The 22,049-nt window shown below is 66.9% G+C and carries 24 protein-coding genes; 10 read left to right on the top strand and 14 right to left on the bottom strand.

All coding sequences use genetic code 11. The annotated features are described in order from the left end of the window. Positions 1 to 27: 27 nt before the first annotated feature. The 8 genes from NJT13_RS15995 to NJT13_RS15960 form a co-directional block, all read right to left on the bottom strand. On the bottom strand, positions 28 to 288 hold the full coding sequence (locus NJT13_RS15995) for a hypothetical protein (protein ID WP_254522636.1): 261 nt from the start codon (positions 286 to 288) through the stop codon (positions 28 to 30). Between the two features lie 83 nt (positions 289 to 371). Then, positions 372 to 1,523, bottom strand: coding sequence for a nicotinate phosphoribosyltransferase (locus tag NJT13_RS15990; protein ID WP_254522635.1), 1,152 nt, complete (start codon positions 1,521 to 1,523; stop codon positions 372 to 374). A 202-nt stretch (positions 1,524 to 1,725) separates the two neighbouring features. Continuing rightward, complete coding sequence (locus NJT13_RS15985; RefSeq protein ID WP_254522634.1) at positions 1,726 to 3,228, bottom strand: Hvo_1808 family surface protein; 1,503 nt, start codon at positions 3,226 to 3,228, stop codon at positions 1,726 to 1,728. 54 nt (positions 3,229 to 3,282) lie between these two features. Continuing rightward, on the bottom strand, positions 3,283 to 5,019 hold the full coding sequence (locus NJT13_RS15980; RefSeq protein ID WP_254522633.1) for an Hvo_1808 family surface protein: 1,737 nt from the start codon (positions 5,017 to 5,019) through the stop codon (positions 3,283 to 3,285). A 191-nt stretch (positions 5,020 to 5,210) separates the two neighbouring features. After that, a complete protein-coding gene (locus NJT13_RS15975) occupies positions 5,211 to 6,230 on the bottom strand; it encodes an SDR family oxidoreductase (protein WP_254522632.1) in 1,020 nt (339 codons plus the stop codon). Positions 6,231 to 6,232: 2 nt separating this feature from the next. Then, a complete protein-coding gene (locus NJT13_RS15970; protein ID WP_254522631.1) occupies positions 6,233 to 7,762 on the bottom strand; it encodes a vitamin K epoxide reductase family protein in 1,530 nt (509 codons plus the stop codon). A 6-nt stretch (positions 7,763 to 7,768) separates the two neighbouring features. Continuing rightward, positions 7,769 to 9,676 carry a glycoside hydrolase family 15 protein gene (locus NJT13_RS15965; RefSeq protein ID WP_254522630.1) on the bottom strand — a complete coding sequence of 636 codons (1,908 nt, stop codon included), beginning with the start codon at positions 9,674 to 9,676 and terminating at the stop codon, positions 7,769 to 7,771. 331 nt (positions 9,677 to 10,007) lie between these two features. Continuing rightward, a complete protein-coding gene (locus NJT13_RS15960; RefSeq protein WP_254522629.1) occupies positions 10,008 to 10,361 on the bottom strand; it encodes a four-helix bundle copper-binding protein in 354 nt (117 codons plus the stop codon). Between the two features lie 303 nt (positions 10,362 to 10,664). Here NJT13_RS15960 and NJT13_RS15955 point away from each other — a divergent pair, with 303 nt between their 5' ends. From NJT13_RS15955 to NJT13_RS15940, 4 genes are all read left to right on the top strand, one after another. Then, the gene (locus NJT13_RS15955) at positions 10,665 to 10,976 is read left to right on the top strand and encodes a hypothetical protein (RefSeq protein ID WP_254522628.1); all 312 of its coding nucleotides are present in this window, start codon (positions 10,665 to 10,667) and stop codon (positions 10,974 to 10,976) included. Next, positions 10,973 to 11,554, top strand: a complete 582-nt coding sequence (locus tag NJT13_RS15950; protein ID WP_254522627.1) for a phenylalanine--tRNA ligase subunit alpha — start codon at positions 10,973 to 10,975, stop codon at positions 11,552 to 11,554. Before NJT13_RS15955 ends, NJT13_RS15950 begins: the two co-directional genes overlap by 4 nt. 104 nt (positions 11,555 to 11,658) lie before the next feature. Next, on the top strand, positions 11,659 to 12,336 hold the full coding sequence (locus NJT13_RS15945; protein ID WP_254522626.1) for a DUF4396 domain-containing protein: 678 nt from the start codon (positions 11,659 to 11,661) through the stop codon (positions 12,334 to 12,336). Positions 12,337 to 12,406: 70 nt separating this feature from the next. Beyond that, on the top strand, positions 12,407 to 12,745 hold the full coding sequence (locus tag NJT13_RS15940) for a four-helix bundle copper-binding protein (protein WP_254522625.1): 339 nt from the start codon (positions 12,407 to 12,409) through the stop codon (positions 12,743 to 12,745). Positions 12,746 to 13,143: 398 nt separating this feature from the next. On the opposite strand, the gene NJT13_RS15935 is transcribed toward NJT13_RS15940, so the two are convergent. Then, the gene (locus NJT13_RS15935; RefSeq protein ID WP_254522624.1) at positions 13,144 to 13,416 is read right to left on the bottom strand and encodes a DUF7967 family protein; all 273 of its coding nucleotides are present in this window, start codon (positions 13,414 to 13,416) and stop codon (positions 13,144 to 13,146) included. 154 nt (positions 13,417 to 13,570) lie between these two features. Then, positions 13,571 to 13,741 (bottom strand): hypothetical protein, encoded by a 171-nt coding sequence (locus tag NJT13_RS15930; RefSeq protein ID WP_254522623.1) that lies wholly within the window; start codon positions 13,739 to 13,741, stop codon positions 13,571 to 13,573. A gap of 62 nt (positions 13,742 to 13,803) precedes the next feature. Here NJT13_RS15930 and NJT13_RS15925 point away from each other — a divergent pair, with 62 nt between their 5' ends. Together NJT13_RS15925 and NJT13_RS15920 are read left to right on the top strand one after the other, a co-directional pair. Further along, positions 13,804 to 14,376, top strand: coding sequence for a cysteine hydrolase family protein (locus NJT13_RS15925; protein WP_254522622.1), 573 nt, complete (start codon positions 13,804 to 13,806; stop codon positions 14,374 to 14,376). A gap of 152 nt (positions 14,377 to 14,528) precedes the next feature. Then, on the top strand, positions 14,529 to 14,693 hold the full coding sequence (locus NJT13_RS15920) for a hypothetical protein (RefSeq protein WP_254522621.1): 165 nt from the start codon (positions 14,529 to 14,531) through the stop codon (positions 14,691 to 14,693). 66 nt (positions 14,694 to 14,759) lie between these two features. Here the strand turns inward: NJT13_RS15920 and NJT13_RS15915 are convergent, their stop codons facing one another. Further along, on the bottom strand, positions 14,760 to 15,251 hold the full coding sequence (locus tag NJT13_RS15915) for a PaaI family thioesterase (protein WP_254522620.1): 492 nt from the start codon (positions 15,249 to 15,251) through the stop codon (positions 14,760 to 14,762). 150 nt (positions 15,252 to 15,401) lie between these two features. On the opposite strand from NJT13_RS15915, the gene NJT13_RS15910 reads away from it, so the two are divergent. After that, positions 15,402 to 15,842 (top strand): DUF4385 family protein, encoded by a 441-nt coding sequence (locus tag NJT13_RS15910; protein ID WP_254522619.1) that lies wholly within the window; start codon positions 15,402 to 15,404, stop codon positions 15,840 to 15,842. A 109-nt stretch (positions 15,843 to 15,951) separates the two neighbouring features. Here the strand turns inward: NJT13_RS15910 and NJT13_RS15905 are convergent, their stop codons facing one another. Continuing rightward, complete coding sequence (locus NJT13_RS15905; RefSeq protein ID WP_254522618.1) at positions 15,952 to 16,833, bottom strand: DUF8155 domain-containing protein; 882 nt, start codon at positions 16,831 to 16,833, stop codon at positions 15,952 to 15,954. A 58-nt stretch (positions 16,834 to 16,891) separates the two neighbouring features. Here NJT13_RS15905 and NJT13_RS15900 point away from each other — a divergent pair, with 58 nt between their 5' ends. After that, entirely contained in the window at positions 16,892 to 17,593 is a 702-nt protein-coding gene (locus NJT13_RS15900; RefSeq protein WP_254522617.1) for a lipoyl protein ligase domain-containing protein, read from the top strand. Positions 17,594 to 17,657: 64 nt separating this feature from the next. Continuing rightward, on the top strand, positions 17,658 to 18,221 hold the full coding sequence (locus tag NJT13_RS15895) for a DUF7529 family protein (protein ID WP_254522616.1): 564 nt from the start codon (positions 17,658 to 17,660) through the stop codon (positions 18,219 to 18,221). A gap of 16 nt (positions 18,222 to 18,237) precedes the next feature. Here NJT13_RS15895 and nadC read toward each other — a convergent pair whose 3' ends face one another. Continuing rightward, positions 18,238 to 19,053, bottom strand: coding sequence for a carboxylating nicotinate-nucleotide diphosphorylase (gene nadC, locus NJT13_RS15890; protein WP_254522615.1), 816 nt, complete (start codon positions 19,051 to 19,053; stop codon positions 18,238 to 18,240). A 148-nt stretch (positions 19,054 to 19,201) separates the two neighbouring features. Here nadC and NJT13_RS15885 point away from each other — a divergent pair, with 148 nt between their 5' ends. Continuing rightward, positions 19,202 to 20,383 carry a mechanosensitive ion channel family protein gene (locus NJT13_RS15885; RefSeq protein ID WP_254522614.1) on the top strand — a complete coding sequence of 394 codons (1,182 nt, stop codon included), beginning with the start codon at positions 19,202 to 19,204 and terminating at the stop codon, positions 20,381 to 20,383. A gap of 40 nt (positions 20,384 to 20,423) precedes the next feature. Here the strand turns inward: NJT13_RS15885 and NJT13_RS15880 are convergent, their stop codons facing one another. Continuing rightward, positions 20,424 to 22,040: an L-aspartate oxidase gene (locus tag NJT13_RS15880; protein ID WP_254522613.1), complete on the bottom strand. Its 1,617-nt coding sequence runs from the start codon at positions 22,038 to 22,040 to the stop codon at positions 20,424 to 20,426. Positions 22,041 to 22,049: the final 9 nt, after the last annotated feature.

Here is a 22,049-nt window from a genome sequence, read left to right as displayed (position 1 = left end):
ACCCTGGGAACCGGTCGCTCCGATACCTCAGTCCCCCGTCCGCGCCTGCTCGTCCAGAGCCGCGAGTTTCACGGTGAGAAGGTCGTTCAACGCATCGAAGGCGTAGTGGACGGCGAACCAGACGGCGATCACGTCGACGAGGAGGATAAACGGCACCGAAAGGACCGAGGCCCACTGGAGGAAGATCCAGTTACAGAACCCGGTGAACGCACCGACGGCGACGAGACGGATCGCCAGTCTGGTCGCGATATCGGAGTGTGCGTCGCCGGGGGCAACGGTCGGACTCATATATTCGTTTAGTTCGAATACGTTGTAAAAAAGCCGACGAATCGGGAGTGAACTATCGGCGACTGACGGTGGACTCGAGTCGGTTACTGTCCGAACCCGACCGTCTCGGCGTCCTCGAGACAGCGGTCGGTCGCCTCGTCGAGATCGAACTCGCGGACGACCTCGCCGTCACGAATCAGCGGCTCGAGCAACGAATCGCCGTCGGCCGGGCCCTCGCGATCCGCGAGAGCGACGTGGTGGCCGCCGTCTGGGGTTCGATAGACCTCCTTGACGCCGGCGAGTTTGCCCCGCTTGGAGACGGGTTCGCCCTCGATTGCGACGATGTCGAGGCTGAAGTCCACCGAATCGGCGCCGGTGATGTAGCTCCCGACGCCGAACCCGTCGGCGATCTCGCGCAGGGGGCGGATGGTGTCGGGCTCGAGGCCGCCGCTACAGAAGATGTCGACGTCCTCGTAGCCGCGGGCGTCGAGTTCCCAGCGGACTTCGCGAATGATGTGTTCGAAGTCGCCGCGACGGGAGCCGGTCGTATCGATGCGAACACCGTCTAAGTCGTCGCCGAGCGTTTCGGCCGCCAGGAGACTCTCGCTTTTCTCGTCCCAGAAGGTATCGACCAGCGCGATTCGGGGAACGTCTTCGGAAACGGCCTCGTCGAACGCCTCCCAGGCCTCGGCCTGGTTGCCCTCGCCGAAACAGAACATGAGCGCGTGGGGCATCGTCCCGCCCGCGTCGCGTCCCAGAATCTCACCGGCCGCGACGTGGGAGAACCCGTCCAATCCCGCGAGCAAGGCCGCACGCTCGACCGTCGACGCGATCGCGGGGTGGACGTGGCGCGCGCCGAACGAGAGGACGAGCGAGTTCGGAGCCACCAGTCGAGCCTCGAGTGCGGCCGTCGCGAACCCGCTGGGCTGTGAACAAAAACCGAGCAACGACGTCTCGAATTCGGCGAATTCGAGGTACCGTCCCTCGATCCGAAGTACCGGCCCACCGTCGAACAACTGGCCGTCGGGGAGCGCGTCGACGTCGAGTTGTCGGCCCTCGAGTAGCGTCGCGACGTCTTCGACGCCGGTGAAAACCTCGAACTCCCCGGTCGGAAATTGATCTGCGGTCACTTCGGCGACCACCCGCGGATTCTTGCCCGCGTACTCGAGCGTGGTCCGGGTGCGCTCGAAGTAGGTGTCGGTCGCTTCCCCCTCGAGAATCGCTTCAGGGGGGACCGTTCCAAACGGATTTGACATATCACCGGTTTTTCCCGGGAGGCAAAAAAGCTACCCGTCTGGCGCCGACCGAGACACGGCGACCGACCCTGCCGCGATCGCGCCGGCGCCCGTCGTCGGTGTCCGCAGTATCGGCGCCGCGATCGTCCGTATCACTCGTTCGAAGGGGTCCGATACGCGCGGCGACGGGTCCGGTCCCTGCCGTGACGGTTCTGGTGGCTCGCTAGGTGGTCACCGCCGACCGATCGGACGCCAGGAGACCGGGAGGTCGGGCAGCCGATCCGAGGGTGGAGGCAGGCTCGAGCGACGGGGTCGGGGTCGTCTCCGACTCCGACCTCGCAGCGTGAATCGCGTCGAGCTCGTCGACCGTCGGCGCGCCGACGATCGTGACCGTCTCGTCGACGACGGCGACTCGGTAGGCGCCGGCAAACGGCTCTCCGTCCGAAATTCGATAGACGGTTCCGGGCGTCGATCCCGCGGATTCGACCGCTTCGGCTCCGCGGGTCTCGAGGAGCCTTCGATAGGCGTCCGCGAACGCCGTCGCGTCCGCCGGTCCGTCCCAGGCGAGCCGCCAGACGTGTCCCGTTCGATCGGGGTCCGACGAACGCCGGTAGACACGGAAGCTGTCCCCGGCCCACCCCGCGGTCGCTGGATGGGAGTAGTTGTACGGCGCCAGATCGGACCCGCCTGCGGTAAGCGGCCGGTCGATCACGCCGTTTTCCCACAGCATCGCGAACAGTGTCGCCTCGCCGATCGTCTCCGTGCGGGGGGCGGGCGCACCCGCGCGGTCTCCCTCGTCGTCGGTCCCCGCCTCGATCGGTCGCCAGTCGTCGCTCGAACGATCCGGAATCGCGACCTCGACGGGCGCGGACTCGGGATAGTGGCCCGGATGGATCAACTGGGCGGTGCTCCGTGGCGGGGCTCGATGAGCGCGGTCGACGGCGTCCCAGTCGCCGCGTTCGACGAGATCGGCGACGAACCGCGGCCCCTCCGCGTACGGGACGTAGATCGAGAGGAAGAGACCTGTATCGAAGGGACGGTCGGCGAGCTCCTCGCCGGTGGCCGCCGATCCCTCGCCGCCCGGAAGACACTGCCACTCGTCCCCACAGCGGCGGTCGTAGCGACGCGTGACGTAGTTCGCTTCACCCTCGATCACGCCGTTCTCGGCTCGGATGCCGTCTATCGTCTCCGCCTCCCGCGAGATCCCGAACTGCTGATCCTGCAGCGCGTGGGTCAGTTCGTGGACCAGGACCCATCGGTCGATCCGGATCCGATCGGTGTCCTCGACGACGATCACGATCCGATCGTCGACGTAGTAGCCCTGGATCGAGTCGCCGTAGAGGTCGTCGAACGCCCGACCGACGTCCGTTTCACCGTCGACGACGAACGCACCGCGCCAGAGTTCGTTCCGGAACGCCGACGCGTTCGCGGTTCCGGCCGCCCGCCGGTCGCGATACTCGGCGCGAGTCACCACCTCGAGTTCGACGTCGCGGGTGAACTGGCGCCCGCGGACGACCTCGATCCGCGCCATCGCTCGGTACTTGACGGCCTCGAGTTGCTCGCGGGTGAGGTCGCCGCCCGTGTCGAACGCGAGCGTCTCGTCGTGTGCGTACTCGCCGACGCGCCCGAGTTCGCCGTCGGAATCGAATCCGGTCGTCTCGCCGGGGAGCGTACACCCCGAGAGCACCACCAACGCGACAACCGCGAGCAGTCGGATTCGATTCATCGGCCTGCTGGTCGGTCCGGCGGCACCCGGCGACTCGATCGATTGGCTCGAGGCTCAGTCACGGTTCCTGTTCCGACCGCGTGGATCGATTCGGAGTCGGCCCCGACTCACCGCGATCCGGGTCCCGACACCGAGGACGGCGAGACAGATCGCTCCGGCCGCGGCGGACGGCCCGAAGCCGGGTATTTTGTCGGACTCGTTCGACTCGTCGCTCGCCGGGAGCTCGAGGGAATCTTCGCCGGCAGGTGCAACACCGGCCTCGACGGCGGACAGTTCGTCGACCGAGGGCGCGCGGACGATCGTCGCCGTCGACCCGTTTCGCTCGAGATAGTACGCACCGCTGTAACCGCCGTCGGCGATCCGGAAGGCGTTCCGGCGGTCGTCGACCTGCTCGGCTCCGTGCGTCTCGAGCAATCGGAGATAGCCGTCGACGAATTCCTGGGCGTCAGTGGCCGACTGCCACTCCGACCGCCAGACGTAGCCGGCGTCGCCGGCCGCCGACGGCGCGCTCGCGTTGGCCGCGTCGTCGTTCGTGTAGACGACCAGTCGGTCCCCGGCCCAGCCGTTCGTGACCGACTGATTGTAGTCGTACCCGGGACCGCCGTCGAGGAAGTCGCCCTGCTCGATCACCGGTTGCCGGTTCGATCCGAACGCGTCGGCGACGAACATCGCGACCATGCCGGCTTCGCCGACGGTGTCGGACGCCGCGTCGCCGTCGACGGTGAGCTGTCGCCAGCCGTCGCCCGAACGGTCCGGAACCGACACGTTCGCCGGTTCGCGTTCGGAGCCCGGATGGATCACGGCCGAGGTCGTCGTCGGCGGGTCGTCGTAGGCCGCGTCGACGGCCGACCAGCCCCGACCCTGATAGCGGCGGTGTGTGACGTAGTCGGGACCGTCGCTGTACGGCTGGTAGACGGCGAAGTAGATGCCCCAGTTGACGTCGGACGAGATACCGCGATCGTCGGTGCTCGGACTGAGGCAGGCCCACTCGTATGCACACCGGTTCTCGTACTCGAGTTCGACCCGCTTTGCGTCACCTTCGACGAGTCCGTCGGTAGCCAGGGTTTCGTCCTGCGTCGATCCGGTGAGTTCGGACAGGTTGAACCGCTGGTCCTGGAGGGCGTGGACGAGTTCGTGTCCGAGCGTGAGTTCGTCCAGTTCGGGCGTCTCGGGATTTTCGGAGACGATGACGATCTCGTCGGATTGGGGGTCGTAGTAGCCCTTGACGGCCCCGCCGTACAACGACTTCGTCGCGTCGGCGGCCGCCGTGTTCCGATCGACCGTAAAGAGCGCTTCGTAGCCGACGTTCTGCTCCAAGCGCTCGGCCGCGGTGAGATTCGTGAATCGGTCGCCGTTGGTCCGTCGGTACTCCGCCCGAGAGACGACGTCTACGGAGACCTCGTCCTCGAACGTCAGGTTCCGAATGCGCTCGACGCGGGCCATCGCCCGGTAGACGACGGGGGCGAGTTCGTCGTCCTCGACGACCGCGTTCGTCTGATCGTCGACCGGCAGTTCGTCGTCGTACCAGTAGCCCGCGACGTACCCGACGGTGTCCTCCGTCGTGGGATTCTCGGGTCGATCGCGTTGCGCCTGGAGGGGTGCCGACGCGACCGCCCCTGTCGAATCGGCGACGGCCCGATCGGTCGGGCTCGCGGCCGCGGCCGACGCCGGTTCCGGGCCGGCGGGCCCACCGGTCGCCAGTGCCGGGCCGGCGAGCCCGCCGGTCACGACCACCGCGGCGAGCAGCGCCGAGAAGAGGGCGACGGACGAGCGGGGAGACGTCGATTGCATCTGGACAGGATAGCTATCCGTACGAATGGGATTGCAAAAAGCGCGACGGTTGTGGCGCTCGAGCGCGAGCGGACCGCGGAACGCCGAGTCGGGGGCGACAGGGGCTGCGAGACGGCGAGATGGGGCCGACAGGGGCTGCGAGACGGCAAGTCGGGACCGACGGGGGCGCTAATTGAATGCTCGCGAGCGCGTCACTCGCGATCGGTCGACACCGCGTGCCGGCCGAGAGCCGCGGCCGCGATCGCGGCCGCGAGTCCGACGAGCAGCGCGAGCGCGCGCCGGTGCATCGACGCCCGAAGCTGGTAGCTTCGATCTCGAGCCCGGTCGTCGAACCGGCCGTGCACACCGAAGTCACCCGAAACCGGTTCGTACAGGTTGTTCTCACGGTCGGAATCGATCGACTCGTCCGTCAGCTGTGACTCGTAACCGCCGCGGGCGAGATAGTCGTCGAGCCGCCGCGGGATCAGGCGGTTACCCAGGATCGCCGTCAGGGTCGAGCGTCCGACCCACAGTTCGTCTTCACCGCGATCGACGGTCCAGGTGATCGCTCGAGCGGCGACCTCGGGCTGGTAGATCGGCGGCACCGGCTGGGGTTTCCGCGGCAGTCTGCTCTTCGACCACTCGAACTGGGGGGTATTCATGGCGGGCATCTGAACCATCGACAGCTGGACGTCACAGTCGTCGTGGATGAGCTCCGTCCGCACGGATTCGGTAAACCCCTGAATCGCGTGTTTCGCGCCGCAGTAGGCGGACTGAAGCGGAATGCCGCGGTACGCGAGCGCCGACCCGACCTGGACGATCGTCCCCTCGTCGCGCGGGCGCATGCGCTCGAGGGCGGCCTGCGTTCCGTACACGTACCCCAGATACGTGACGTCGGTGACGCGACGGTAGTCGTCGGCCGTCATCTCCGCGGCCGGCGAGAACACGGACACCATCGCGTTGTTCACCCAGACGTCGATCGGGCCGAACGCGCCTTCGACGGCCTCGGCCGCGGCTTCGACCGCGTCGGGATCGGAGACGTCGGTCGGGACGACGATCGCCTCGCCGCCGGCTCGTTCGACGTCCTCCCGTGCGCCCTCGAGGCCCTCTTCGCCTCTCGCGAGGAGCCCGATCTTCGCGCCGCGTTCGGCGAACGCGAGAGCGGTGGCTCGCCCGACGCCGGCCGATGCACCCGTGACGACGACGACTTCAGAGTCGGTGGATTCTGACATGGTTAGCTGCTGAGCGGGTTCAGTCGATCGGCGAACTCGACGGTGGCGTATCGCTCCCAGCCGCCGTATCGGTCCTCGATCCGGCCGCGCGGGACGCTACAGACCACCACGAGCGCCCCCGCGACGGTGGCGTTGATCGCTGCGATCGTCGGCCCACCGCCGATCACCCACGGTGCGACGACGATCCACGCGGCCAGCGGGACGTTGAGAAACCGGATCGCGCGCGCGGGCTCACCGGTCGCGATCACGGTAACGGAGACGACCAGCGAGCCGACCAGGTGGCTGCTGTCGGCCATGAGTCCCGTCGTCCCGAAGATCGTCGGCGAGAGCATGAGCCAGACGCCGAGCGCCATCGCGGCCAGCAGCGTCCACGGGATCGACACGCCCCAGAACGGCTCGCGAACGGGGGAGTCGTCTATCGCTCGCATCGCGCCGCCGCTTACGCCCGATTCTTCGTCGGGGATGGTCCCGCCCAGCCAGAAGGCGGTCCAGAGGGAGTCGCCCTGCTGCGTCAGCCTGAGGAGGAACTGGCCCATCGCGACGACCTCGTCGACGGTCAGCGAGATCATCCAGAGCATGCCGAACGCCGACAGCAGACAGAGGGTACACCACGTCCCGACCATGACCGGCTGGAAGATGACCAGAAGCACCTGGACGAAGCCGAGCGGAATCACGACGACGCCGAAGAAGGCGACCATCCACGGCATCGTTCGCCACCGCCGCCGGTCGCCCATGAATCCCATCAGCGCCTCGACAGAGTACGCCACGGCGCCGAGTCCGGCGTCGGAGACCGGGAACGCCTTCGACACCTTCGACGTGAGTATCGCCCGTGTCCCCGGCTCGTACAGCGGATCCCAGACGCTGCCGATGTAGCCCAGCTGGAAGGCGGCCATGTACCACGAGGCGAAGAAGCCGAAGATCCCGAGCGCGATCAGCGGCGCGCGCTGTGCGCGCGTCGAGGGGTTGTACGTCCAGCCCGACGGGACGGTCGGCCCCTCCATCTGTGAGCGCATCACGATCAGGACGGAGAACGTGATCACCATCGTGCCCACCAGCGCGTGATTGGCGTACGCGGCGGCCGTCGGGGCCCAGAACGCGAGGGGGGCGAACACCAGCCAGAGGCCGACGAAGCCGTTGGCGTAGTTCGCGTAACCGCTCTCGCGGTAGATCGTCAAGCCGGCGAGCGCGATCAGGACGAGCCCACTGACGACGCTGTTCCAGAACACCAGCGCGCTCTCGTAGCCCAGCGCCGGCGCCGTCGCGACGAGCCAGATGCCAAGCGAGATGACGGCGTACTGGGGCCAGATCTCCTTCGTCGGATGTTTCAGCATCATCTCGCCCGGCCGCATCGAACCGCCGCCGTCGCCGTTTCCGTCGTTACCGCCGTTCCCGTTGCTACCACCGCTATCGCCGCCGCTTCCGTTCACGCCCACCGCCCCGGCCCCGTCGCCGGCGGGTCGCGGGCGGCGCTCTCGCGCATCGGTCGTAACTGCGGTCGGTTCGTCGGTCGAGTCGGTATCTGTGTCGCTCATTGTCACTCATTCGGTGTCGGTCGGTCGCCGGACGATCTCCCGGTTCGAGGCGACGTCTGCGATCGATTCGTCGCGACCCAGCGGTGCCGGCGACGCCGGCGGACCGTCGGCCGAGTCGTCCGCGTCGGCGAGGGAGAGCGCCCCGTTGATGAGTCCGATGTGGCTGTACGCCTGCGGAACGTTGCCGCGCTGTTCGCCGGTCTCCGGATCGACCGCCTCGGCCAGCAGCCCGAGCGGGCTCGCGTACTCGAGGACGGAGTCGAAGCGGTCGGCCGCCTCGTCGGTCCGCCCGGAGAGCGCGAGGGCGGTGACGAGCCACAGCGAACTGACGACGAACGGACTCTCTGTGCCCGGGAGGCCGTCGTCGCCGTCGTACCGTCGGACGAGTCCGTCGTCGGTCGCCAGCCGATCGAGCGTCGCGTCGATCGTTCCCCGAACGCGATCGTCGTCGGGCGGGAGGAAACCGACGACCGGGACGAGCAGATTCGCCGCGTCGAGCGTGGCCTCGTCGTCGAACGACCACACGAAGCTGTTCGTCCGCTCGCTGACCCCGCGCTCGAGTATCGCCTCCCGAACGGCCGCTCTGCACGACCGCCAGCGCTCGAGAGGGGCGTCGACGCGGTCGGCCGCCTCGGCGAGGTCGATCCCCCGGTCCAGCGCCGTCCAGCACATGATCTTCGAGTAGACGAACTGCTCCCGGTCGGTGCGCATCTCCCAGATACCCGCGTCGGGTTCGTCCCACCCCTCGCAGACGTACTCGATGAGGTCGCACATCACCGCCCAATCGTCGGTCGTCACCGCTTCGCCGTAGCGAACGCTCTCGTATATGGCGAGGATCAACTCGCCGTAGACGTCGAGTTGGTGTTGCTCCCTGGCCGCGTTGCCGATGCGTACGGGGGCGGATCCGCGGTATCCCTCGAGGTGATCGAGCACGCGTTCCTCGAAGTCGCCGCCGCCGTGGAGTCCGTAAACCGGCGGAACCGACGCGGGATCGTGATGTCGGCAGTGATCGAGACACAGCTGAAAGTACGACCGCGCCTCCTCGAGGTGGCCCAGTTCGGAGAGCGCGCGGACGGTGAAGGCCGCGTCGCGAATCCAGTTGAACCGGTAGTCCCAGTTGCGGACGCCGCCGAGGTCCTCCGGGAGCGAGGTCGTCGGTGCAGCACACACCGCGCCCGTCTCTCCGTGAAAGAGCAGCCTGAGAACGAGCGACGAGCGCGTCGCGAGGTCGTGCCACGGACCGCCGACGGGGCAGTCCGACCCGTCGCAGTCGTGGGTCCACCCCCGCCAGTAGTCGACGACGCCGTCGAGTATCTCCTGAAATCGCGCCAGCTCCAGCGGAATCGTTTCGTCGTAGCCGAGCACCGACCAGCTCGTCTCACCGGATTCGAGCGTCACCGCCCCGTTCGCTCCAGGGTCGTCGGACGACGGCGCGAGCGGAACGTCGCTCGAGAGGACCGCCCGTTCGTCGTCGCCCACTGCGACGACGCCGTCGGCAACGGGTTCGATCTCGGGGACGTCCCGCGCGTAGTCGAAGCGCGGATCGAACGCGATTTCGAGCTCGAGCGGCCCGGACTCGCACGTCACCTTCCGGAAGAGGGCCGGCGGCAGGTCGGTCGACCCGGTCGCCTCGGGCACGGGCATGAAGTCGGTCACGGTCGCGCTCCCGCCGGCGGTCTGGAACGTCGTCTCGAGGACGTTCGTCCGATCGCGGTACCGCTGGACCGAGTCGAACGACTGCGCAGGACGAATTGCAAAGCGACCGCCGCGGTCCGCGTCGAGCAGCGCGGCGAAGACGCTCGGAGATTCGACGTGCGGCAGCGGACACCAGTCGATCGAGCCGTCTCGACCGACCAGGGCGATCGCGTTCCGGTCGCCGATCGCGCCGTATTTCTCGAGGGGTTTGTACTGCATGGGAAACGGTGTGACGTGGACGTGAACTCGAATCGGTGATCGGTGTGCGCACGGGACGGACGTCGACCGTCGGCCGCCGATCGATATCTTGTCGACGGATCGAGTTCCCGATTGGGCAGTCACACGAAGGGGCGGCTCTCGAAGACCGAGCCGGCCGCGGGCGTGACCGACACGTCGGAAGACCGATCGAAACCGTCGTCGCTTCCGATGATCCGTTTCGTAACCGTGTCCGCGTGCGGCATCCGGGTCGGGTGCTGTCGCTATTCCGAGAACGGAGCTCCGTTCGGGCGGTCGTGGTCGTCGCCCGGGACGGCGAATCGCGAGGGGTGGCTCAGGCCGAGGCCATGTTCCTGCAGGTTTCCGCGCAGTCGCGGAGGACGTCCGCACAGACCTGACAGTGCTCGTGATCGTGTCGCTCGCACTCGTCGGCGCACTCTTCGCAGGCGTCGGCGGTGATCGAGGCGAGGTCCGTTCTGAAACCGGAATCGCGGGACATGAACCGCGCGTGCATCTCCGCCAGATCGGCGACGTCCCGACAGAGGCGCAGGCACTCGGCCATTTCTTCGCCGTCGTCGGCGCACTCGTCCGCGCACCACTCGCAGGCCTGCACGCACTCGAAGCAGCTGTCGATACACTCTTGCATCTCTTCGTTCTCGCTCACGTGATCGATCTGGGTCAGTGCCATACCAGTCGATCGGTGGGCGCAGACGGGTTTTGTTATCCGCTCCCCACGGCGGCCGGCCAAACGGTGAGGACGCTCTCCGCGGCAGCTACCACGGCCCTCACCGATCTGACGGGCCGCAATACGAGCGATTATCGGCGGATGGCGAGACGGTTTCACGGCCGAGAAACCGAGGCCGACTCGGTTCCCTATCGTCGGGTGGCGACGTCGAGTGGCGAAATGCGTCGTTGCGTCACGCCGGCTCGTCGTCGCGGCGGTGAAATCCCATGCCGCAGCTTCACGACGATCGAACCCCGAGCCAGGGGTATGCCTCACTCCCTCGTCCATCTCTTCGGTCTCCCCTTCGCGATCGTCGCCGGAACTGGTGCCGGCGTGTTCGCGCTCCTGTCCTGGGGAATCTTCCGGAACTCGCCCTTCGGAACGGCGATCGCGCTCCTCTCGTTCGGGATGGTCGCACTGACGATGTACCACGCGACGTTGCTCGTCACTGGACCGGAGCCGCTGGCCCTCCACGTGCTCCGGAGCGCGGCGAACACGACCGTCGCGATCGTTCTCGGGCTGTTGATCCTCCGCCATCGGCAGCTCCACCGGGGTCGATCGAGAGGTGACACGCCGTGAACGGATTGCCTCCGTTCGTCGGCTACAACCTGGCGGTCGGGATCGTCGTGGCCGTCGAACTCCTCTACTTCCTTTCGCTCGAGGCCTCCGTAACGGCGTACCGTCGGTTCGTTCTCGTCACCGTCGCGGGGCTGGTGCTTGCCGTGATCGGCGGACCGCTCGCCGAACTGGTCGCCCCCTCGCTCGTCCACTGGGTCCACGGAACTGCCGCCGCGCTGGTCATCTTCGGTCTCTACGATCCCGTGACGAACGACGTACGGACGACGGAGTGGGCGCGCGCATTGTTGAGCGAGCCCTCCCGGGTTCGACGGCCAGCCGAGTGGATGACGCCGATGGACGACGAGATTCTCGGCGCGTTCCACGGAACCGGCCTCGTCCTGACGCCGTCCGTCGTGGCCTTCAACACCGGCTACAGCCGAAAGGAGGTGAACCGTCGCTTGCTCGAACTCGAGTCCAACGGACTCCTCGAGAAGGTCGAACGCGGGAAGTACCGGTTGACGCGACGCGGCGAGGAGTATCTCCGGGGACAGCTCCGTACGGCTCCGACTGCGGACGGCGAGGTGGGGGCCCCTCGGTAATTGCCGCCGCGTCGTAATCCGGCTCGTCGAGCTTCCCGGAGAGATGGGGGGACGCTGCTTTCGCATGCCGAATCCCGGTAAAGGTCGACCGTCTTCCCTCTCCCATGGGAATCCAGCAGGCGTTACGAAACGTCCTGACGAATCCCGCGTACCTCACGGCGTGGGGGGCCCTCGTCACCGTCTCGCTCGCAGTTCTCACGTGGGACCTTCGGAGGAACAATTCGGAACTGAAGAGCCTGATGCAGTTCGTCTGGGGCTTTACAGTGCTTTACTCCGGGCCGGTCGGCCTCGTCGGCTACTGGTGGTCGGGGCGCACGCAGATCGATCACGACTCGTTCTGGCGGAAGGGGTTTCGATCCGTCAGCCACTGCTATTCGGGCTGTGGAACCGGCGAAGTCCTCGGCATCTCCATCGCGGTTGGACTGCTCGCGTTCAAGACGACCGGGACCGTGCTACTCACCTTCGCGCTGGCGTACCTCTTCGGGTACGCGCTGACCGTCGGACCGCTGATGCAAGAGGGCGTCGGCCTGCGCGAGGCGCTCTGGGACGCGTTCTACTCGGAGACGGCGAGCATCACCGTGATGGAGATCGTCGCCATCGGCACCGACCTCTGGCTCGCCGGCGAGGCCGGCATGGGCGAAGTGCTGTTCTGGACCGGCCTCGTCTTCTCGCTCACCGTCGGGCTGGTCGCGGCGTATCCGGTCAACCTTCTGCTCATCTACGCCGGGGTCAAGGAAGGAATGATGAATCCCGCGAAGATGGGAAGCGAGATGGGCGCCTGAGCGCCGTCCGAACGCACACTGGATGCGAAGGCACAACGCCCTTTCCCGTCGGGGGCGTCCTCTCCACGCAATGTCACTTGCAGAACTCGACCTGAACGAACTCGAGGACGAGTGTATAGACAACTGCTTCGAAGCCGTGCAGGCCTGCGAGTGGTGCGCGGACGAGTGTCTCGACGAAGACATGGACATGTCCCGCTGCATCCGCCTCTGTCGGGACGTCGCCGACCTCGCGAGCGACCACGCCCGATTCATGGCGCGCAATTCGAATTACAGCACCGAACTCGCCGAAGCCACCGCCGGAGCCGCCGAGGAGTGCGCCGAGGAGTGTCGACGTCACGACCACGACCACTGCCAGGTCTGTGCCGACGTCGTCGAAGCGTGCGCCGAGTCGTGCCGCGAGATGGTGTAGGCGCCGTAACGCGGCCGCCCGATTGTATTCCGTTTCGAACGTCGGCCAGTAGCCCGTCCCTCGTTTCCGGGACGGATCCGGTGTCCTCGAGGGGCCGCGCTATTGGCGGACAGCCAACCGTTCGTTACGCATATTGTACATCCCGGAGAGAGACCGGTACCGCTCGCCGCTAGCGCACCGCCGAGAAGGAACTCCGGACTCAGGTCGGACAGCAACCCGACGCCGGACGTATGGCTGCTTGTCTCGCTCGCGACCGAGACACTTCTTCCACCCGTCTCTCTGTGAGTACAGAGAAACGAGATCTCTCGGACGTCCCCGAACCACTTCTGGCAACTCGGACGGCCGTTCCGTCGGCGAGCGACGGCGGGAAATCACGACCCGAAACGGACGAGTGGCGGTCAAATCACGTCGTCGGGGTCGTGCTCGTCGGCCATCCGTCCGGCTTCTGCCGCGTACCGTTTCCGCACGTCCGCGTCGTCGACGGCCTCGAGATCGCCGGGAGAGACGTCCTTGGCGGCGGTCACTGTCGCCGTCTCGAGAGCCTGCGGTGCGAGCTCCCGTCGGTAGACCCGATCCCCGTCGGGAGTCGCGTACTGAAGGATGATCAGATCGCGGTTGTTGTATCCACGCTCGACGAGCCAGACCCGAACCGCATCGGTCTCCGGTGACACGACCGAACACACTGGGAGCACGAATTTAGTCGTTTGGTCGCTGGGGCGGGTCCGTCCCGCGCCCGTGACCCCCGACACGGGGTTGTCGCAGTCTCCCTCGAGTCCCCACAGCCACGTGGCTCGACGTTGCCGGTCGGGTATCCGTCACCCGCGCTCAGCCGGCCGACGCGTTGCGGCGCGGATTCCGGACCGACCGTCGCCCCGACGCGACGGTGGGAATCGAATCCGCATCGGTCGTCCGTTCGACGGGCGACTCTGCGTCGTCGCTCGTCGATCCCTTCGGCGAGTGCGACGACTGACTGGGTGCCGTCAGCCAGACAGCCATCTCGACCGACCTCGAGCCAGACGTGATCGTTTTTACGGTCCAATCCCTAGAATCGAGTACATATGCGATTCGACCCAGACAGGACGGCAGTCCTGGTCATCGACATGCAAAACGGGTTCTGTCACCCGGACGGGTCGCTGTACGCGCCGGGCAGCGAGGAGGTCATCGAGCCGATCGCGAACCTCGTCGAAAGAGCCCGCGAGGCCGGGGTGCAGATCGTCTACACCCGCGACGTCCACACGCTCGAACAGTTCGAGGACACCCACTACTACGACGAGTTCGAGCAGTGGGGGAAACACGTCCTCGAGGGAACGTGGGAGGCGGAGATCGTCGAGGAACTCCCCGTCGAAGACGAGGATCACATCGTCGAAAAACACACCTACGACGCCTTCTACAACACCGAACTCGAGGGGTGGCTGGACGCCCGCGGGATCAAGAACCTCGTGATCTGCGGGACGCTCGCGAACGTCTGCGTCCTTCACACCGGTGGCAGCGCCGGACTCCGGGACTTCCATCCGGTCCTGGTCGAGGACTGCATCGGGGCGATCGAGGACGAACACCACGAGTACGCCCTGGATCACGCCGCGTGGCTGTTCGGCGAAGTGGATCCGAGCGAGAACGTCCAGTTCGCGTAATCGATCCCGCCATCTTTCCGCCGTCGCCCGCTCGATCCCGGCGTCTTTTCGTCGCGGCGCCTCGAACGAGTCTGCATGGCCACGCCGCATCCGCGACTCGAGCACCGAGTGACGAGACCGCGACCCGGAGCGGAACACGGGGACGATTCGGAATGAACGAGGGACGATTGCGGTCGGTGTACCTGCTGGGAATCGCGATCAGTGCGTACGCGCTCTGGTACTTCGTCTCGTCGGGCGCGGCGGTGCCAGCCGTCGCGTTCGTCCTCCTGACGGGATTTTTCTTACTCCGACTTCGAACGTTGACCGCTGGCTCCTGACGACTGCATCGTCGGCGCTGCCCCGTCGCTTCACCCTGCCGTCGCCACTCGTCCCTCGATAGCCGCTCAGTCGTGTCTGAACACTCGATACGCGCCCTGCCCGGTCGCGACGGCCTTCGTTTCCCCGTCGGGGGTCGTGCTCTCGACGGTGATCTCGCTGACGCCGACGCTCTGGCCGACCCGAATCACGTTCGCCGTCGCCTCGAGGTCGCCGGTCGCCGGCCGGAGGTAGTTGACGTTCAGGTTGATCGTCGCCATACCGACGGAGAACGGTTCCTCGTCCTCGATCGCGGTCCGAAGCGAGAACCCGCCGACGGTATCGATGAGGGTCGCGGCGACGCCCCCGTGAAGATCGTCACGTCGGTCGTCCGGCGCGTTCGGACGCACGTTGGTCAGTTTCTCGTCGTAGGGAATCGCGAGCGTCATCGTGCCGTCGCCGATGTGCTCGACCGTCGTTCCGAGCCAGGAGAGAAACTCCTGATTCTCGTCGAGAAAGTGTTGGAGCACGCTCTCGAGGTCACCGAACTCCTCGATCAGCGCCTGCATATCACGCGTCATATACGCTCGTCACCGTGCAACCGACTTTACCGCTACGTTTCTCGATTTTCGCTCGACGAGGGTTCTTCCCGCTTCGGACCGTTCGTGCGTTGATGGCCGATGCAACTGTCTCGGGAGACGTCGCACACGGCTCTTTCCGCGGTGAGTCCGATGAGTGACGACGGCCCCGAATACGACGTCGATTTTCGCGAGCATCCAGAAAAGTACGAGATCGGGCGCGGCGAGGCGGGCGTCTTCAAAGTCGAACCGTACAAGAGCGAACTCCTCCCGCTGTGGTCCTACGCGGACGCAGCGGCGGCCCGCGAGTCCGCGACGGCGATCTACGAACGGTACGAACGCTACCGCGACGACGACGAATTTCCGGGGATGGACATGGCCCAAAAATACCTCCGAATGGGGTACACGCGAGCGATGCGCTACGCGAAGTATCCCGGCGGGACGAAGTACGACGAGAGCGGTGACGAACGCGAACCACGCCGCTGGGCCGACCGGGACAAACGAGCCGCCGCGCTCGTTTTCCGGACGTACTGGACCCGCGTCCGCGACGACGACGCCTACCAGCGAGCGAAAGCAGCCCACCGCGAACGGTAACGTCCGAAAGCTGGACTCGAGACGGTGGCCGAGAGAGTGACGCGCCTCCGCCGGTCGAGCGCGTCGGTCCATCGCCCGAGCGGGAAACGTCCCTCCCGTTCCTATTTGACTACGACTCGGACGACCGAACCCGCACACGTACCCGCTCGCCGACGTCGAACGTGCGATCCGGACAGATCAGCTTGGCGCCGAAATCGCCGTCTCGAGCGCAGAACAGCGACAGACCGGTGATCGGGTCGCCGTTCGCCGTGACGGTCACGTCGTCCCACGTGATCGTCCGGCCGTCCGCGACGCCGAGTCGGTCGCCGTTCAGCGAAACCGACTCGGAACCGTCCTCGAGCGACCCGCGCCGTCCGAACACGCCGCCGCCGTCGTAGTGTGGCAATCCGCCGTCCAGAACGCCGCCGCCGTCGGCCCGTACGCCGACGAATCCCGTGCCGGGGTCGGGATGAGCGGGTGCGTCCAGCACCGCGTAGGTCTCGCCGCTCGAGACGACCCGACCGTTGCCGTCCCACGCGGTCGGCCGAGGCGAGACCTCGAGGTCGATCGGGAGCGACCCCGACGCGCGGTACGGATTCTGCTCGGGGGCGCGGAAGCCGACGTGGAGGTGATTGTCGACCCACGGCGCGAAAAAGCCCGCCCGGACGAGTCGGCCCAGCGAGTCACCGCGGTCGATCCAATCGCCGGACTCGACGGTCGGCTCGACGTGGAGGATGCGGACCGTCAGCCCAGCGAGCGCAGCGGGACCCTCGCAATCGATCAGAGTCACGTGGTCGTGTTCGGGCGCGTAGGGTTTCGGCGGCGCGCGCACGGTGCGGGTCTCGGTAACGGTACCGGCGACCGGACTCGGCGCGGCGGTCGTCCGGCCGTCGACCAGCGTTCCGGGGTACAGGTCGATCGCACAGCCGCCGTCGTGTGCCGGATACGGCGAATTGTAGAGCGAGAAGCGTTCGTACTGCCCCAGCACGACTTCGGGAAGCGTAACGGCCATCGAGTAGCGTACACTGGGCGGCGGGAGCGTTTAGGTGCATCGAGTCCGACGTTCCGCTATGCGCGTGTTTCGTGGGCGAGCGGCCTCGATCGCGGCCGACCGCGACGTGAGTCGGCAGCTACTGTCGATCGCCGCGACCGGCGACCGCGCCGTCCGCGTCTGGGTCCCCCACCGCCAGATCGCCTTCGGCCGCCGAGACGCCCGCCGCGGTGGGTACGATCGCGCCCGCGAGGCCGCGCGCGAGCGCGGCTTTCCGCCGATCGAGCGCGCGGTCGGCGGGCGGGCGGTCGCGTACGACGGCGAGACGACGCTGGCGTTCGCTCGCGCCGAGCCGACCGCCGATTTCCGGACCGGAACCGCCGACCGATACGAGCGGGCCACGGTCGACGTCGCGCGAGCGCTTCGATCGCTTGACGTGGAGCCGAGCCGCGGCGAGCCGGCGGACTCGTTCTGTCCCGGAACGCACTCGCTATCGGTGGCAGGCGGAACCGCCGTCGGACGCCAGCGGAAACTCGTCGGTATCGCACAGCGCGTTCGACAGGACGCCGCGCTCGTCGCCGGCGTCGTCCCCGTGGCCAACCGCGGCGAACTCGCAGACGTTCTCGAGGGCGTCTACGGCGCGCTCGAGGTGCCGTTCGATCCGTCGACCGTGGGAACCGTCGAAGACGCGGACGGGCCGTCGGATCCGGAGCGCGTTCGGGTGGCACTCGAGGACGCGCTGGTCGGGGAGTCACGGAAAACGGTAACCGACGTCAGGTAACGTTTTCCCGTTCCGCGGTGGCCTACTCGAGTATGACGTCACGATACCGACCGGAGGGGAGACGATGACGCAGGATCGGCCCGAAACGACGGACGAATCGGCAGCCGACGACGACGCGGACGCTGACCCGGACGGCTCGAATTCGACGGCGCCGCTGTGGGGCGACCTCCTCGAAGACGCACGCGACATCGCCGCGGAGTACCGCGACGACGGCTGGAACGCCGTCGTTCTCGAGCCCACCGGGGTCTCGCCGGTCGAGAGCGACGAGCGGATCGGACTCGACGTCACGGTCTCCGACGACGAGTACGACCTCGTCTCGGACCGGATCGAAACGGGCGGGATCACGATCTCGGCCGCGGACGTCTACTACCGCCCGCTCGCCGACGGGGGCAGCGATCGGCGGGTCGCGCTCGCGGTCGAGCGCGACGAGGACGAAGAAACCGCGATCTTCGTCCCGCTTTCCTACGACATCACCGAGGCGCGTTCCGTCTTCGAAACGGCGCTCGTCGACGAAGAACTGTTGATTCACGTCCTGTCGGACCCGGACGACGGCTGGGTCAGCTTCTCCCACGACGACCCGTCGCTGTTCCTCGAGGAGTCAGACGTGCAAAATTGGACCGCGGAGTGACCCGGCGCGCGCGGATTCACCGGCCGGTGCGAAACGACAGATCGAGCGACGGTGCCGAGTGGGTGAGCGACCCCATCGAGATCACGTCGACGCCCGTCGCGGCGTACGCCGGGACGTCCGCGACCGTGATACCGCCGCTCGCTTCGGTCAGGACGCCCTCGTAATCGGCGAGGTCGTCGACGGCCGCCCGCGTCTCCTCGGGCGTCATGTTGTCGAGCAGGACGATGTCCGCACCCGCCTCGGCCGCCCGGGGGGCGTCAGCGACGTCTTCGACCTCGACGTCGATCTTCGTTACGAACGACGTCTCCTCCTGGAAGTGAGCGACCGCATTCTCGAGGCCCATCTCCGCGATGTGGTTGTCCTTGACCATCGCCATGTGAGAGAGGTCGAGCCGATGGGTGTCGCCGCCGCCCGCGACGACGGCGCGTTTCTCCAGCCCTCGCAGACCGGGCGTCGTCTTTCGCGTCGCTGCGATCGCCACGTCGTCCGATTCGGTCCGCGCGTTCTCGACGGCGTCGCGCGTCCGCGTCGCGATCCCCGAGGCGTGGCCCGCGAGGTTGACGGCGACCCGCTCCCCCCGAAGGACCGACCGTGCCGGACCGACGACCCGGAGCAGTTCGTCGCCGGCGTCGACGTCGGTCCCGTCCTCGAGCCGATCGGTCACGGACACGTCGAGAGAGCCGAAGACGGCCGCCGCGGCCTCGAGGCCGGCGACGGCGCCCGATTCTTTGGCAACGAGTCGACCGGTCGTCTCGCCCGGGACCTGATTGCTGACGTCGTGGTGGCCGACGTCCTCGCGCAGCCAGCGTTCGATTTGTGCGTCGGTGATCATGCAGCCGTGGATGCGGGTGCGGCCCCGCCGGAAATAAAGGGCCCGTTTGTGCCGACCGCGGAACTACCTGTTCGCTTCGGGGACGGTCGCGTAAATTTGACAGTCGGGCTTCAGAAACTATTACCTCGTCCATCTTCCTTTTCCCCGTATGAACGCGGCTCTCCTCGATCTACTCACGCGGCTCTTCGACGGCGTTCCCGGTTGGCAGGCGACGATCCTGCTCGTCGGCATCTCCCTCGGCATCGCGATCGCCCTCGAGATGGTCGTTCTCCGGGCGCTGCTTCGATACACGAGTCGGACGAAGACGCGGTACGATCACATCCTCGTCGAGGAACTCCGATTGCCGATCGTGGTGACGGCCGCGCTGACGGGCGTCTATCTGCTCACGCAGCTTCCCTCGGTCACGGAAACGGTCGTGGTGACCGACGACCAACTCGAGACGTTCTTCGGAAAGCCGTCGCTGTCGGTCATCATCGTCGCCTGGGCGTTCGCCTCGAACCGGATCGTCAACCGGTTCGTCGAGGAGATCAAGGACAAGGGCTCGCGGTTCGACTTCGCGCCCGTCTTCTCGAACGTCTGGACGCTGATCGTCTTCGCCGGCACGGTCGCCGTTTTGCTGTCGCTGTGGGAGTACAGCATCTCGCCGCTGCTCGGGGCCGCCGGCGTCGCGGGTATCGCCGTCGGGTTCGCCGCGAAAGACACCGTCGCCAACTTCTTCGGCGGGATCGCGCTCTACTTCGACGATACCTACAAGCTGGGCGATTACATCGAACTGGATTCCGGTGAAGCGGGGACCGTCGTCTCGGTCGGCATTCGTTCGACGACGCTTATGATGCGCGACGAAGTGCTGGTCACCGTTCCGAACTCGGTTCTAAACGCCGCGAAGGTGATCAACCAGTCGGCTCCGAAGCGCCGGAAGCGACTCAAAGTCCCGATCGGCGTCGGCTACGGGACGGACATCGACGCGTTCGAGGACCTCGTTCTCGAGATCGCTGCGGAGGAATCGCTCGTTCTCGACTCGCCGAAGCCGCGGATGCGGTTTCGATCGTTCGGTGACTCGGCGCTCCAGTACGAACTGCTGTGCTGGGTGGCCTCGCCGACGCGCGCGGCCAAAGCGACGCACAAGCTCAACAGAGCGATGTACAAGACGCTGACCGACGCGGACATCGACATTCCGTTCCCACAGCGCGAGATCCGCGTCTCGAGCGACGACGTGGTCACCGAGTGGGCGGAGCCGACCGCCGAACGGGCAGCGCCGACACGGCGGCGGGAGCAGAGGCGACCGGTGTCGGGAGATTCGGAAAGCTCACCGTCGGATTCGCGTCCGTAACGAGCGACGGACGGGACGGAAGTGGCGCGACGGATGGGCGCTATCGTTCCGCGAGGGGCGCTTCGTCGTCGGCGACGTAGTGACAACCCACCGACTCGGTGTTCTCACCCGCCGCGCGCGCTATCAACAACGCGGTGACGCTGGCGTTGCGGAGTTCGTACAGGTCGCGAGCCGTTCGCGTGCGGGTGTAGGCGTCGACCTCGCCTTTGAGCCGCCTGAGGACGGCGCTCGCGCGTGCGATATCGTCGGGATCGCGCTCGAGACCCAGATACTCGTCCATCGTCCGTTTCAGACGGGTAAACTTCTCCGCGGCGAAGCGCTCGGGCAGTTCCGGGTCCCGATTCAGGAGGTCGGGGGCCTCGACGACCTCGGGTTCGAATCGCTCCGCGGTTTCACCGCTTCGCCTCGAGGCGCGTTGCACCTCGCTGGCCGCGTCCCCGCCCGCTCGGAGCCCCCAGACGAGTCCCTCGAGCAGGCTCGTACTCGCCAGTCGGTTCGCACCGTGGACGCCGGTGCGGGCGCACTCGCCGACGGCGTAGAGCCGATCGAGGCTCGTGCGCCCGCGGTCGTCGACGTCGATCCCGCCACAGAGGAAGTGTTCGCACGGCGCGACGGGAATCTCGTCGCCGTCGATACCCCGGTCGCGACACTTCGCGGCGATGGCAGGATACTCCGCCTCGAATTCGAGTGGACTCACGTCGAGGACGACTTCACCGGTCGCGTCGCGTTCGGCCTCGACCCCGCGAGCGACCACGTCACGCGGCGCGAGGTCGCCCTGCGGGTGGTAGTCCTCCATGAACCGCTCGCCGTCGCCGTTGCGGAGGACCGCCCCCTCACCGCGCAGCGCCTCGGAGAGTAAGAACGTGTCGTCTCGCACCGCGGCTTCGCCGCTTTGCTTCGAGGCGCTACGCGCCTCGCTTCCCGCATACGCGGTGGGATGGAACTGGACGTACTCGAGGTCGGCGACGTCCGCACCCGCGAGGGCGGCCATGGCGATGCCGTCGCCGGTCGCGTCGTCGGGATTGGTCGAGCGGCCGTAGAGCGCGCCGATACCGCCCGTTGCGAGGACCGTCGTGCCGGCGTAGATCGGCTTGCCGGTCGGTTCTTCGTCACTGACGACGCCGTGGACGCGTCCCTCGGCGGTGATCAACTCGAGCGCGGCGGTGTCCTGGCGAACCTCGATGCGCTCGTGATCGTCGACGTGGTTCAGGAACGGTCGCAGGATGTGCGTGCCGGTCGCGGCGTCGACGTGGAGGATTCGGTATTCGGAGTGGGCGGCCTCCCGCGTGTAGTCGAGCGCGCCGTCGTCGGTCTCGTCGAATCCCACCTCGAGGGTGTCGATGAGAACGTCTTCGACGACGTCGTCGGCGTGTTCGACCAGAACGTCGACGGCGTCCGGATCGGCGGTGCCGTCGCTGGCGTCGATGATGTCTTTCTTGAGCGATTCGGGGTTCCCGCGAGTCGTCGAGATGCCGCCCTGCGCCCAGTCGGTGCTCGCGTCGTCGGGTTTCGTCGCCTTCGTCACCAGGAGGACGTCCGCGCCCGTCCTGGCGGCCGCGAGCGCGGCCGCACAGCCCGCGATGCCGCTGCCGACGACGAGGACGTCGGTCGTTTCGCCGTCGGTCGTGGTCGCCGTGGCGGTGTCTGTTTCGGTCATGTGTGGATC

It is taken from the genome of Natrinema caseinilyticum (assembly GCF_024227435.1).
In the GTDB taxonomy this organism is placed as follows: Archaea; Halobacteriota; Halobacteria; order Halobacteriales; family Natrialbaceae; genus Natrinema; species Natrinema caseinilyticum.
This window is presented reverse-complemented; position numbering and strand designations above follow the sequence as displayed.